The sequence below is a fragment of the Hydrogenibacillus sp. N12 genome (assembly GCF_019645935.1).
Lineage (GTDB): Bacteria > Bacillota > Bacilli > Thermicanales > DSM-22653 > Hydrogenibacillus > Hydrogenibacillus schlegelii.
The window spans coordinates 965,664-979,193 of sequence record NZ_CP080953.1 but is presented as its reverse complement, the minus strand read 5'-3'; the positions used below and the strand labels follow the sequence as shown (position 1 = coordinate 979,193).

Here is a 13,530-nt window from a genome sequence, read left to right as displayed (position 1 = left end):
CATCCCCTCCCGCCTGTCTCATCGCTCCGGCGCCCCGCCGACAACGCCCCTCGCGGCCGGGTCGTCGGCGCCTCCGAGCACCGCGCCGAGACGACGGGCCACCGTTTCGACGTCTTTGTCCCCGCGGCCGGAGAGGCTCACGATCACCGGTCCCGTGAGCGAAGCGGCCGCCTTTTTCACGTACGCGAGGGCATGGGCGCTCTCGAGGGCTGGCAGGATCCCCTCCAAACGACTTAAATCTTTAAGCGCCTCCAGCGCCTCATCGTCGCTCACGGCGACGTACTCCGCCCGGCCGACGTCCTTGAGCCAGGCGTGCTCCGGCCCCACTCCGGGGTAGTCGAGGCCGGCGGAGACCGAGTGAGCCGGCCGGATGTGGCCGACGTCGTCTTGAAGCAGAAACGTGCGGGCGCCGTGAAGCACGCCCACCGACCCGGCGGAAAGGGAGGCCGCATGCCGGCCGCTTTCGATCCCTTCGCCGGCCGCCTCGACGCCGATGAGCCGCACCGGATCGCTTAAAAAAGGGTAAAAAATGCCGATCGCGTTCGACCCGCCGCCGACGCTGGCCACGACCGCCTCCGGCAGCCGGCCGAGGAGGCTCAGGCTTTGCGCCCGGGCCTCATCGCCGATCACCCGTTGCAACGTTCGCACCAGAAGCGGATACGGGTGCGGCCCGACCGCCGAGCCGAGAACGTAAAACGTTTCGTCGACGTGGGCGCTCCAGTGCCGGAGCGCTTCGTTGACGGCTTCTTTGAGCGTCCGGGTCCCGTGCCGGACCGCGACGACCTCGGCGCCTAAAAGCCGCATGCGGAACACATTGAGCGCCTGCCGGGCCATATCTTCTTCGCCCATAAAGATCGTGCACCGCATGCCGAGCAGGGCCGCCGCCGTCGCCGTCGCGACGCCGTGCTGGCCGGCCCCGGTTTCGGCGATGAGGCGCGACTTCCCCATCTCCCGGGCGAGGAGCGCCTGGCCGAGGGCGTTGTTGATCTTGTGGGCGCCGGTGTGCGCGAGGTCTTCCCGCTTGAGGTAGATCGACACCCCGTACGCCTCCGACAGGCGCGCCGCATACGTAAGCGGCGTCGGCCGACCGACATATTCCTGGAAAAGCGCGGCCAGTTTCGCCTGAAAGCCCGGGCTCGGGAGGATCCGCCGGACGGCGTCCTCGAGCTCCTCCAAAGCCGCCATGAGCGTCTCCGGGACGAACCGGCCGCCATACGGGCCAAACCGGCCCTCGGCGTCCGGAAGCGACCGGAGCACCTCCGGCGGGATCGGCCGAACAGGTTTGATCGGCCCGTTTTCCGGCATGTTTCCCTCCGCGTTTTTGGAAATGTTTTCCTTCACCGATCGGCCTCCGCCGCGTCGGAGGCCTTCACCTCCTTCCACGGACTCCTCCGCCATCAGGCAGCCGCTTCCACCGTCGGCGGCGAACGGACGACGGGGCCGCTTGCGGCGACCGGCGCCCGGGCGGCCGCCGGCCGATCGGCGGATCCCCTGAAGGCGTTCAGCGGGGCGGGGCCGTTTCTCTCCGGCCTCCCTCGTCCGTCGCCTCGGTCGTCACCGCTTCGGCCGCCGCCACCGCCTCGACAAAACGGCGGATCTTAGCAGCGTCTTTTTGGCCGCCGGTCTCGACACCGCTTGAGACGTCCACCCCGTCCGGCCGGAAGCGCCGGACGAGCGCGCCGACGTTCTCCGGCCGAAGCCCGCCGGCGACCCAGAGGGAAAGCCCGTGTGCTCGGGCGAACGCCTGCCACTCGGGAAGCATTTCCCAGTCGAACGCGGTCCCGGTCCCGCCGAAGGCGCCGGGGCGCTTGGCATCCAGAAGGAGAACGTCAAACGGCGGACGCCCGCCGCCGAGCCACCGCTCGGCCGCTTCCGGACCGGCCGCCGCGTCCATCGCCTTGATGACGGAAAGACCCCATGCCCGACGGTAGGCTTCCACCACCTCCGGCGGCTCATCGCCGGAAAACTGGAGCACCTGCAAGGATGCGGCCTCGACCGCCGCCCGGACGAGGGCCGGGTCGGGATCGACGAAGACGCCCACCCGCCGCGCCGCGAGGCGGGTCAGATCAAGCCGCCGCACCGCCTCCGGCGTCACCCGGCGCCGGCTTTCGGCGAAGACGAAGCCGGCATACCGGATCCGGTCCCCGAGGGCGGCGACGGCCTCGACGGCCGCCTGATCGCGAAGCCCACAGATTTTGATCGCCGTGCCGTTCATCGCGCCGCTCCCCGGCGGGAGGAGCAGTCGGCCGCCGACCGGCCTTCCGAATCGTCCCCCGTTTCCCGGACGAGCGCCCGGACCGCCCGGACGAGATCCGGCTGGCGCATGAGGTGTTCTCCGACGAGGACGGCGTCCACCCCGAGGGCGCCCAGGGCATCGACGTCTTCGGGTCCCCGGATGCCGCTTTCGCTCACGACGAGAACGCCGTTCGGGATCGAGCGGACGAGCCGCTCGGTCACGGCGCGGTCGGTGCGAAACGTCGCCAGATCCCGGTTGTTGATGCCGATGATCCGGGCGCCGGCCGAAAGGGCCACGTCGAGCTCCCGCTCATCGTGCACTTCGACGAGGGCCTCGAGGCCGAGGGCGTGCGCTTCTCCGAGGAGCCGCTCGACCTCCTCCGGCCGCAGGGCGCGGACGATGAGGAGCACCGCATCGGCGCCGAGGAGGCGGGATTCATAAAGCTGCAAAGGATCGAGGATAAAATCCTTTCGCAGCACGGGCCGTTCGACGATCCGGGAAAAAAGGGGAAGATAGAGCCGGTCGCCGAGAAACGACGGCCGGTCCGTCAGGACGCTGACCGCGTCGACCGCCGCCGCCCGGTAGGCGAGGGCGACGTCCACCGGATCGAACCCCTCCCGAATGACGCCTTTTGAGGGGCTCGCCTTTTTCGCCTCAGCGATGAGGGCGACGCCCCGGCGGCGATTCCGGAGGGCCGCCGCGAGGGAGCGGACCGGAGAAAGCGGGCCCGTCTCCACCGCCCGCACGATCGCCGGGCCGATCGACCGCCGGAGTTCATCGACCTCCAGCCGCTTGTAGCTCAAGATCGTCTCAAGCATCCGGCACCGGCACCTCCGCCCGCAGGCGGGCGAGGTACGCCGCCGCCCGGCCGCTTTCGATCGTCTCCGCCGCCAGACGCACCCCGTCCCGGAGCGACGGCGCCGCTTTGGCGACGTAGAGGGCGGCGCCGGCGTTGGCCAGAAGGAGGGCATAGTCGGCATTCATCGGCCGCCCCGTCGGCCGAAGGAGCCCCTCGACGAGGCGCGCGTTTTCGGCCGCATCGCCGGCGCCGTACGCTCCCGGCGGAAAGAGGGGAAGCCCCAGCGCCTCCGGGGTGAGGTCGTACTCGAGAAGGCGCCCGCCGTCGATCTCGAGCACCCGCGTCGGAGCGCTCACGGAGATTTCATCCAGCCCGTCGGCGGACGAGACGACGAGCGCCCGCTCCGTTCCGCCGGCGAGGAGCGCCCGGGCGATCGCCCTCTGATACCGCCGGTCGGCGACGCCGACGAGCTGGCGCCGGACGCCCGCCGGGTTGACGAGCGGCCCGAGGAGGTTCATCACCGTCGGGATGCCGAGGGCTCGCCGCACCGGCTGCACCCGGGCCAGGGCCGGATGATAGAGCGGCGCAAAGAGAAAGACGAACCCCGTCCGGCGAAGATAGGCCGCTGCCGCCTCCGGCGGAAGCTCCGTCGGAATCCTCAAGGCCCTGAGGACGTCGGCGCTCCCCGCCCGGCCCGAGACGGCCCGGTTGCCATGCTTGACGACCGGCACGCCGGCCGCCGCCGCGACGAGGGCCGCCGCCGTCGATACGTTGTACGTCCGACCGCCGTCGCCGCCGGTGCCGGCGGTGTCGATCGCCTCCGCCGGCGCCGAAATCGACCGGGCCAGGCCCCGGATGCCGGCGGCAAAGCCGGCGATCTCCTCCGCCGTCTCTCCTCGCCCTCTGAGCAGGCCGAAAAAGGCGGCGATGTGGACGTCGTCGACCTCCCCGCCGATGAGGCGCTCCATCGCCGCGCGGGCCTCGTCCTGCGCGAGCGTTTCCCCGGCGGCGAGCTTTCGCAACACATCCTGCATGGTTTCTCACCCCCGGTCGTTGTTCGAGCCTCGGACCTCCGCCGGCGCCCCTTCTACTGCCGGTGTCCTTTTCCCGTTGCGGCGAACGGCTCGGCATGCGCCGTCGACCGGGCGAGCGCCCGAAGGAGCGCCATCGCCTTCCGGCGGGTTTCTTCGAGCTCCCGCTCCGGCACCGACCCGGCGACGATGCCGGCGCCGGCCTGAACCGTAGCGCCGCCGGCGTAAAAGCGGATCGTCCGGATGGCGATGGCCAGATCGAGGTCGCCGTCCGGATGGATCCAGCCGACGCCCCCGGCGTACAGGCCCCGCGGCTCGGGCTCCAGCCGGCGGATCAGCGCGAGCGCCGCCGCACGGGGCGCGCCGCTCACGGTGCCGGCGGGGAAGAGGCGAAAGAGCGCCTCGACCGGCGTCACCTCACGGCGCAGCCGGCCGCTTAAGTGCGAGACGAGATGCATGACGTGGGAGTAGCGCTCCACCGTCCGGTACGCCTCGATCCGGACCGTCTCCGGATCGGCCACGGCCCGAAGGTCGTCCTCCGCCAGCCGGACGAGCATGTCGTGCTCGGCGGCCTCCTTCGCATCGGCGAGAAGTTCCGCCTCCAGCCGCGCATCTTCCTCCGGCGTTTTCCCCCGGGGACGGGTGCCGGCGATCGGGCGGGTCGAGATCCGCCCGCCCTCGATCCGGACGAGGCTTTCCGGCGAACTCCCGGCGTAGACGTCCCCCCCGAAGCCGCTCAGATCGAGGAGGAAAAGGTAGGGCGACGGATTTTCGGCCCGGAGGTACCGGTAGACGAGAAAGGGATCGAACGTCCCCGCCACCTCATATCGCCGCGAAAGGACCACCTGTTCGACCGCTCCGCGGCGGACCGCCGCGAGCACCGATCCCACCTGCTCGACAAACGCCCCGTCCACGGGCTCGGCGGTCACCGGCATCTCGGGGACCTCCCCCCGATCGCCCTGAAGCGCCGGGAGCGCCGTCTTTCCCAGGCGGGCGACAAACGCCTCCGCCTCCGCCTCCAGCGCCGCCTCCGCCTCGGTCAGCGCCGCCCGCTCCGCCGACCCGAGTTCCGGTGACGAGAGCGGCACGAGGCCCACGTACGCCGCCGTCTTCGTCAGATGGTCGAACACGACGAGCCGACCGGGCAAAAAGAGCCGGATGAGCGCGAGCGGATCCGCCGCGGAGGCCCCCTTTGCCCGGGCATCTTTCGCCCGAGGCGCTCCCTCCGGCCCTTTCTCCGGCGTCGCCGGCCCCCGGATGACAGGCGCCTTGCCGCCGTATGCCAGCTCAAACGAAAAGGCGCCGATCGCCGCCCCGACGAACGGCACGTCCGGTGCCGGTGCACCCGGATGCCGCCGGATCCGGGTCAAAAACGCCTCCAGCGCCACCTCCGGCGCCTCCGTGAGCCGCTCCTCCGTCCCGGACGAAAGATCGCGAATCCGCGCCGCCCCCGGACCGCCGGCCGATTCGACCGCGTAGGTGAAGGTCAAAAGCGGCCGGTAGGCCAGCACCGAATACCGCCCGACGCGGGCGCCGTGTTCGGCGCTTTCGAGAAGCGTCGGCCGTTCGGCGCGCAGCGCTTCGTAAGCGACGACCGGCGTCCAGGCGTCGGCATACAGCTTGCGCACGAGCGGATAATAGAACAAAAAAAGCCCTCCTCCCGATCGGAGAAGAGCATGGTCGCTTTCGGCGAGCGTGCCAGAAGTCCGGCCGGTGCCCAAGCGGACGTCGAAAGCCCCGTCCCGCCGATTCCGATTCGGATTACCGGACGGGGCATGCCCTCGGCTGAAGGACCGGTCTCGATGCTCCGCCGGAACGAAAACGCCTGCACACGCGGCGACCTCAGACCGGCGCCCCAGCCGCCCTTCGACGCTCCGCTTCTCCTTGCCCCGAACGGGCCGCTCGACTCCGCTCGGCCATGCTCTTCTCTTCTCAACTCACCTGAACTCCGCTCTGCCCGTCCGCAGGCCAACGGCTCCGAAAGGTCGCGGCACGACCCGGCCGGCGCCGGGCAAGACCGCCGTGGCCCCAAAGCCGCTTTCGATGGTGGCGGACTTGTCGCCATTGTATGAGGAACGCGGCCGTTTTGTCAAGCGTCGGTGGGCTCCATGTCAAGAAGTGTGATCAGGCGATCAGATGAGCTAAGGGAATAAAGGCCAAAAGCATCTTCCGGACATCCACTTCGCGATTTTTGAAGCCATAACGGATCCGTTTCAGCCGTTTGATCTTCGTGTGCACGCCCTCGGTGTAGCCATTCGTCGTCCGCCAGGTGTGATAGGCAAGGATTTCGTTCTTCCAGCGCTTAAGCGTTCGGCCCCACTGCACGAGCGCCGCGTCGCTTGCTCCCTCTGCCTCAAAGAGGATACGGTCCAAAATCGCCTTTGCTTCCTCCAGGGAGGCGGCCCGGTAGATGTCTCGCAGCTGCTCCTTGACCCAGTGAAACTGCGCCACGTTCCGGAAATGCTTGCGTATCGTGGCCAACTCATTCGCCTGACGCTCGGTGAGGTCTTCTTCGTTTTTGAGAAGCGGCCAGCGGGGAAGACGATGGCCGGTGACGGCTTGCTCCACCCGCCGGGCCTCATCCACCCGGCGGCCCGCATCCTGAAGCACGTGAAACGGATCGGCCACCACGCGCGCGTCCGGAAGGACCCGCTGAATCCGCTTCTTCCAGCTCTCCTTGAGGTCGATCGTCACCGCCCGGATCTTTTTCCGGACGGATTCCGGAAGGCGCTTCAAAAAGGCCTCCAGCGTCTTCAGCCGATCGTCCGGCAAAAGGGTCAAAAGTCGCTTTTCGGGCCAAACGCCGGTCACCGTGAACCACGGCCTGTCCGCGAAAGCGGTGTTCGTCGATGCTTAAGACGACCTCCTCAAGATCCGCAAGGAGCGTCTCGATGCTCGGCGGAAACGAACGCCCCGAAGCAAAAGGCGCCGAATCGTTCCGGGGCTCAGATTCGCCTCTTCGGCCACGCGGCAGGGGCTAGGTCCCGCAGGTGGCCGAAAAGCATGGCCATCGCCCGATCCGTCATCCGGGCCCAAGGCTTGAGTCCGGGAAAGGTTTCCGTAAACACCCTTCGGCAAGAGGGACAGCGGAACCGCCGCGGTCGAAGGCAAAGATAGACCGGCCTTTGATCCACCCACGTGTGCAGTTTACGCCGCCACTTTGACGAACGGCTGTGAACTTAAGCGGCTTATGGCTTGGCAATGGGGACAGCGCGCTTCCTTTTTCGGCCGCCCGGCATACACGTCGACGCTATGCTCATTTTGCTCAAGGCGATAGATGATCCAGCCTTGAAGACCGAGAGCGTGTCCAATAGACTGTTTCATAGGCGGTCAGAGCCTCCTTGGGATGAGATGTTGTGGTGACTATCCCATTAGCGCTCTGACCGCCTTTTTCCTGCTTAGACCACCACACTTTTTAGCTTAGAGCCGGGCTTGGGCGCGGTCGTGGCGGGGTGTTCGGTGTCCCTGCAGCGTGTCGTTGACGATGGCCAGGAATAACTGGTGCGCTTCCTCTGGCGACACGGTGACGGCACCTGATGATGGGAGATCGGTTATTTTTTCATTTTACTCGAGCTTTGAGAGATTGATCAGCAGGTTATACGTAAACCAGCCGTCTCCGGTCACAAAAAACTGCGGCTTCGCCGTGGCAGCGTCACGTTGAATTCCGATCGCGTCCGAATAGGGCGTGAACGAAACGATCTTGTCAAAACGGATCCGGAAGCTTTTCCTAGGGCCGTAGAAATAGAGATGTTTCGTCGTTACGGCAAGTATTCCGGTATCGACATGAATGCGCTCGGTGGTTTCGATGGGGTGCCCTCGGAAGGAGCCCACGCGGTAATAGACTCCTTTGGCGATCCGGATGCTTACACCGCGGCTGCCGCCCGTATACCAACGGCGCGTCCGGTCTTCATAATACTTCACATTGTTGAAGGCCCAAATAAGCTTCTCCTTTCGCTGAAAATTAAACGGCAAGTGCCCGATGGGCCGAAAGCGTTCAGGGATTTTCCCCTCCATCAGGTCGCGCAAGACTAGAAGGCTGGTGAATTAAGTCCACTGGATCGACCATCTTCGCCTGACGAGGTGTGACGTCATAACGAATAGAACCGTCAAAAACGCCGCCACTCCCCTTGTAAGCCCTTCGTATGCCGGTTTGAGGCACACGAAACTCCCGGTCTGTGGGCGCTTCCGCACATACCGGCTTAATCGTTTGAGATTCTGCACTACAGCCGTCAGGATGGCTTGCTCTTGCATCGCTTCCAAGCCACGGCTTCGAGCACGGCTTAAGCCGTGCTGCTCTTTGCCTTCGGCAAAAAGACGTTCAATGACAACGCGTCGTTTCCGAATGGCTCGGTAATGCGTTTGACCATTCAGGCGACGAACTTTGTTCCGCACGAGCACCGCCTTGATCTTGCTCCATCTTTGGCGCGCTTTCTCCGGATCCCGGACGGCTCGGCGCCACCCGGGGAGCGCTTCTTTTTGAAGCGATCGCACGGGAATAAGGGGAACGACGTCCATCTTCAAAAGCCGATCGAGCGTTTCCGTATCGGCATATCCACCGTCTCCGGAGACGCTTTGAATGCGAAGAGAGGGGTGCTCACGCCGGATGTGCAGCAGAGCTTCGATGGCGGCCTCTCGTTCCGCAGTGCCCGTGATGATCTTGGCCTGGGTCCGCAAGATGACGGAGGAGCGGGTGTCCACCGTATGATGAATGAGATAACGCAAATGGGCTTCTTGACCGGAGCTCTTTCGATAAAGGCGGGCATCCGGATCGGTCATGCTCCGGTGGGTCCGGTTGGAAAACCGCTCCCCCCGAAAATCGCCCGGCTTCTTGGGTGGCCTTCCCGACGAAGCCGAAGGGGAGCCGGGGGATGAAAGGTTCGGGCCCGGATCGGGAGGATGGGGGTCAGACGGAGAGGAGTCGTCTTCGTCTCCGCCGTCGGAAAACGAGCGATCTTCTTCCTCCAGCCGGGCCAGATAAGCGTCAAGCGACTCCACGGGGGCCGGCGCGATGGGCTTTAAACTGTGGATGGAAGCATTGGCTCGGACAAGCGTACCGTCCACTGCGACATGCACTTCCGGCTGAACGAGCCCTGCGGCGATGCACTGATCCACCACATGGCGCATGGCTTTCTCAAAAATGCCGTGCCTGCGCCAAAGTTTCCGTGTTTTGACCACGGTCGTACGATCCGGAAGCCGCGGACCCCCGGCCTCCGGGTGAAGTACGGACTCAAAATCGAGCCCTAAGAACCACAAATAACCGGCGTGCATGGGGAGCGTTTGAAAGAGTTCCCGCTCAGAGTGATTGAAGAGGTAAGAAAGTAAGATGATCCGCATGACGAGTTCCGGATCGACGGCCGGACGTCCGGTGCGTTCCGAATAAAGCGGGGCGACCCACTCATGGATCGCAGAGAAGTCCAAGACGCGATCGATTTGGCGAAGGATGTGATTTTGTGGCACGAGGGCTTCCATATCAATATGCTGAAACAATTTGGGTTGATGGGAAGTCAATCGTCGAGGCCGCATGTTTGAATCTCCTTTTTGAGAAGGGATGCTTGCTTGCTTTGATGGAATGAATTCGATCCATGAGTCCAGTTTTCCTTCAAAACGATGGGGTTTTTCACCGGCCTTCTAGACCCTTGACAAATTGCGTGTACGCCCCATTTTTGTCCAGATCCTCTTGCGTCAGTTCAAAGTGCTCGGCAAAGGCAACGAGTCGGATTTCTTCCTGGGGTTCTAGGTTGCCGTCTTCCAAAAAATGTTCCACGGCCTTCTCCCAACCGGTTACCATCGCCTCACGGATTTCGTTTGAAGAGAGAAAACTATTTGCGGCAATTGCCGCAGAGCGGTTGGTGACGTCTTCTAAGGGGTAGGTGCCAATTGCCGCTTCTTTGGCCATCCGGATGATTTCGTTCCAGCCTTGATCACGTTTTTCCGCACATTCGCGATGCTTTTCGCGAAAGATTCCGGCGGGTTTTCCGCAGTAGATGCACGTGCCCATCGAACCTCTCCCCTATTTTGGAAGGATGAGGGAGGCTGTTGGTCAACCGCCCTCTGTGTTTACTCCTCATACTCCACCACTTGCACGCCCAGCACCCGCGCGTTTTCATTGATTACGCGCCGCACGTGATCGGGCAGGCCGTTGAAGATGCGCACCGTAATGTCCAGGTTCACCTCAACCTGGGCGTCATCGAGGTTCAGCAGATGGGTCAGCACTTCTTGGAAGATTTCAGAAGACTTCCCGATCAGCCGCTCCGGCGGCACGTTGGCGAACAGGTTGAGGCGGCGCACCTTAGGCGGTGGCGGGACAATCGGGGGATCCACCGGCGGGTCAATCGGTCTCGGGCCGGGTCCCGGGCCCGGCGGATCAACAACGCCGCCCCCGGAACCGCCGGGGTCCTTGCCGCCACCGGTTCCTTCATTGTCGTCATGGTCGTCGTCGTGTTTGCCGTCACGCTTTTTCAACGTTTCCTCATACGCACGCGCCACATCGGGGCGGATGAGCACGCCGTCTTCCACGGATACCCGGGCTCCGATGATCCCATATACAAATCCGTCGTACGTGCCGTCGTCGTGGGCGGCCCGCGCATAGCCAAAATGCTCCTTGCTGGCCAAGCCCTCTTCCACGGCCCGTTTGAGCACGCTGGCGTCGCGCAGACGGCTCAGGTAGAGGTAGCGGGCATAGCAGGTCCACACTTCTTGTATCGGCAGGTGGCGGTTGTCACGCCACAGCCATGCCTGCAATTCCCCTGCCAACAGTTGCGGATGGAAGGACAGGACGAGATGACCGCTCTCCTCCATTTTGTGCCCCGCGCGCACGGCAAGGTTTTCCCCGACGGTTCCGGCCAGGCGCAACGCTTCCCACTGCACCGGCCCGATGCCGTCTTGCGTGGGCACCAGCAGCCAATCATACGCCTCCTGCAGGCGGACATTCACCGTCTGATCCCAATGGCGAATCTGGCTTTTGACCATGTGCTGCTGGTGGATGTCCAGGTTGAGCTGTTCTCTGTCCTCCTCGACCGATTTCCAGGCCAGATAGAGGCGCACCGCCTGCGCCAGGCTGTCCCAACGCCCGGCGTCGGTGGCGAGGAAGACGAGCATGTTGCGGTACAGCCGAGGCATATTGCCGCGTTCTTCGAGGATGCGCGCGGCCAGCTGGAGGGCCCGGGTTTCGTCAAGACCCTTGCGGTGCGCTTCCCGTGGCGGCAAGATGACCAGGCGCACGACCGGATCGTCGGCCACTTCCTGACCGTCGTAGGGGGCAACATGGACGGCGTGGAACGGCCCCTTTTTGCCTTTAACGTGTTCGCGCAGACGGCGGATGATTTCCGCCTCCACGTCCTGGTCCGTCCACTGGCCGGCCCGCTCCTGGGCCACGCGGTTGACGGTGGCGCGGGTGCTGAACCAGTAGCGGCGGCCGTCGGCGTAGAGGTAGGTCAGCTCCTCCTGCAGCCGGCGCAGCGCGTCGCCGAACACGTGGACCGACTCGCCCGGCAGCACGCAGCCGAGCAGGATGCGGCTTTCTTCCATGCCGCGTGTGCCGCTGCTCTGCGTGCCGTGGGGCGCGGTGCCCAGAAAGAGGGTGCGCGCGACGCGGCGGCAGGCCGACAGCCGGCCAAAGTGGGGATTGGCCAGGTCGAGCTGGTGGGCGCGGGACTGCTCGCCGTCCACGTCGGCGTCAAGGACCGGGTGCCAGCCGTACTCGAGCACCTTGGTCAGCTCGGAGGCCACCTGCTGGCTGTCGAGGGGCAGAGTACCAGGCAGGATCACCACCGAGCGGTCCCCCACCTGCCACAGGCGATGGATCACCAGGGCCATGAACCGCAGGACGCCGCGGGTGCGCTGGAAGCGTTCCAGCGTCGACCAGTCCTCGTACAGGCGGTCAAACAGCTCCGGGTGGATGGGGTAGGCCATGCGGAAGCGCCGCTCGTACTCCCGCTCCTGCACGTGGCTGGGAAAGAGCGTGCGGTTGTTGCGATAGAAGGCCATGAATTCGCGCACCACTTTGTCGCGGGCCTCTTCGTCGATGTGCTGGAAGAGGCGCCGCCGCACGATCTCCATGCTTTCCTCGCGCGTGGCCGGCTTCCAGATCGTCTCCAGACGGCCAAAGGTGTGCTGGAGGCGTTCGAGGGCGGCGCGCCCCCCTTCCCCGCCCACCTCGATGTCCGATTGCGGAATGCTGGCCACCACCAGCGCGTCCTTGACCCGCTTGGCCCCTTCGGTCAGGGTCTGCACAAAGGTCAGGTTGGCATCAAAGCTGCCGGCGGGTAGGCGCAGATCCGCATCGGGGTGATAGAGGTTGCGGGCAAAGGCCACCCACTCGTCGATCAGGATGAGGGCCGGACCGTAGCGGAACAGGAGCTCCTTCACCTTGTCCGAACCCGGGGCAATGCCCGTCTCGTCCTCCCGCCGCACCAGCTCGTAGGCTTCTTTGCCGCCCAACTGGTAGGCGATCTCGCCCCACAGGGTGTGCGTCACCACCCCGTCGGGATAGACGCGCGGCTCGGTGGGCGACAGCTTGGTGCCGACGATGACGGCGCGGTTGGCCACCGGAAGGTCTTCGTCCACCTCGCGCACCAGCTCGGCCAGGTCGGGCACCTCGGAAAGGCGCACCTCCCCGCCGAAGAGGTGGTACAGGGCGAGCATGGTATGGGTTTTGCCGCCACCGAAGGAGGTCTGCAGCTGCACCACCGGGGCGCCGCCCTTTCCGGTGAGGCGCAGAATGGCCAGCTTCAGCACCTCGCGCAGCCCCTCGGTGAGGTATGTGCGGCGGAAAAATTCCGTGGGATCCTGGTATTCCGGCTCGGCCTCGCCGGCGATCACCTGGGCCAGGTCGCAGGCGAATTCGGCTTCCTGGAAGCGGCCCTGGGCCACGTCGTCGTGGGGCGTGGCCACCTCGCGCCACGGCTTGAGGTGGGCAAGGGCCTCCACGCGGGTGGGCTCGAGGGTGCGCTGCTGGGCCAGCTTGCGCTCCTCTTCGCGCAGGAGCACCAGCTGCAGGTCGCGCACCATCTTCCCCACCTCGTCTGCCCGGGGCGAGCGGATGGCGGTGAGGAGGCGGTGCATCGTGTCGAGGGCACGCAGGGCGTCGCCGGTGGAAAAGGGCTGCTGATGGGCCCACTGGTTGCGCACCTCGCGCAGCTCGCTGACGTAGCTGCGCTCGCTGTGCCCGAACTGGCCGGCAAAGAGGGTGCGCCAGTTGTTCCACATGACGATGAGCAGGGCCTGCACGTCAAGCTTGGCAAACTTCTCGTCGTCGGACCCCTCGTGGCGGATGGCGTCGATGCCCACGGTGCCCGTCAGGTGCGGCTCCACGCCCTCCACAAACCAGCCGCGGCCAAAATGGGCCTTCAACCTGCTCCTCAGGTAGTCGCCGAGGGCTTCCTGGAGAATTTCCAACCCTTTGCCCACCCGTTCGCGGTTGCTCGTGGCCATGGAAGTCCCCTCCTCTCCCTGGTTCGGTCGTT

10 protein-coding genes are annotated in these 13,530 nt (G+C 65.3%); all 10 read right to left on the bottom strand.

Annotated features, from left to right (window positions below):
- Positions 1 to 18: 18 nt before the first annotated feature.
- Positions 19 to 1,305, bottom strand: coding sequence for a tryptophan synthase subunit beta (gene trpB / locus K2M58_RS04515; protein ID WP_220678797.1), 1,287 nt, complete (start codon positions 1,303 to 1,305; stop codon positions 19 to 21).
- A 196-nt stretch (positions 1,306 to 1,501) separates the two neighbouring features.
- Complete coding sequence (locus tag K2M58_RS04510) at positions 1,502 to 2,215, bottom strand: phosphoribosylanthranilate isomerase (protein WP_220678463.1); 714 nt, start codon at positions 2,213 to 2,215, stop codon at positions 1,502 to 1,504.
- Complete coding sequence (gene trpC / locus K2M58_RS04505) at positions 2,212 to 3,054, bottom strand: indole-3-glycerol phosphate synthase TrpC (RefSeq protein WP_220678462.1); 843 nt, start codon at positions 3,052 to 3,054, stop codon at positions 2,212 to 2,214. The genes K2M58_RS04510 and trpC overlap by 4 nt, the downstream gene beginning before the upstream one ends.
- Complete coding sequence (gene trpD / locus K2M58_RS04500; protein ID WP_220678461.1) at positions 3,047 to 4,069, bottom strand: anthranilate phosphoribosyltransferase; 1,023 nt, start codon at positions 4,067 to 4,069, stop codon at positions 3,047 to 3,049. Before trpD ends, trpC begins: the two co-directional genes overlap by 8 nt.
- A 53-nt stretch (positions 4,070 to 4,122) precedes the next feature.
- Positions 4,123 to 5,712, bottom strand: coding sequence for an anthranilate synthase component I family protein (locus K2M58_RS12840; protein ID WP_220678460.1), 1,590 nt, complete (start codon positions 5,710 to 5,712; stop codon positions 4,123 to 4,125).
- 478 nt (positions 5,713 to 6,190) lie between these two features.
- Positions 6,191 to 6,877, bottom strand: a complete 687-nt coding sequence (locus K2M58_RS04490; RefSeq protein WP_220678459.1) for a transposase — start codon at positions 6,875 to 6,877, stop codon at positions 6,191 to 6,193.
- Positions 6,878 to 7,630: 753 nt separating this feature from the next.
- Positions 7,631 to 8,092: a hypothetical protein gene (locus K2M58_RS04485; RefSeq protein WP_220678458.1), complete on the bottom strand. Its 462-nt coding sequence runs from the start codon at positions 8,090 to 8,092 to the stop codon at positions 7,631 to 7,633.
- A gap of 18 nt (positions 8,093 to 8,110) precedes the next feature.
- A complete protein-coding gene (locus tag K2M58_RS04480; RefSeq protein WP_220677919.1) occupies positions 8,111 to 9,589 on the bottom strand; it encodes a transposase in 1,479 nt (492 codons plus the stop codon).
- 94 nt (positions 9,590 to 9,683) lie between these two features.
- The gene (locus tag K2M58_RS04475) at positions 9,684 to 10,064 is read right to left on the bottom strand and encodes a hypothetical protein (RefSeq protein WP_220678457.1); all 381 of its coding nucleotides are present in this window, start codon (positions 10,062 to 10,064) and stop codon (positions 9,684 to 9,686) included.
- Positions 10,065 to 10,123: 59 nt separating this feature from the next.
- Positions 10,124 to 13,498, bottom strand: a complete 3,375-nt coding sequence (locus K2M58_RS04470) for a Swt1 family HEPN domain-containing protein (protein ID WP_220678456.1) — start codon at positions 13,496 to 13,498, stop codon at positions 10,124 to 10,126.
- Positions 13,499 to 13,530: the final 32 nt, after the last annotated feature.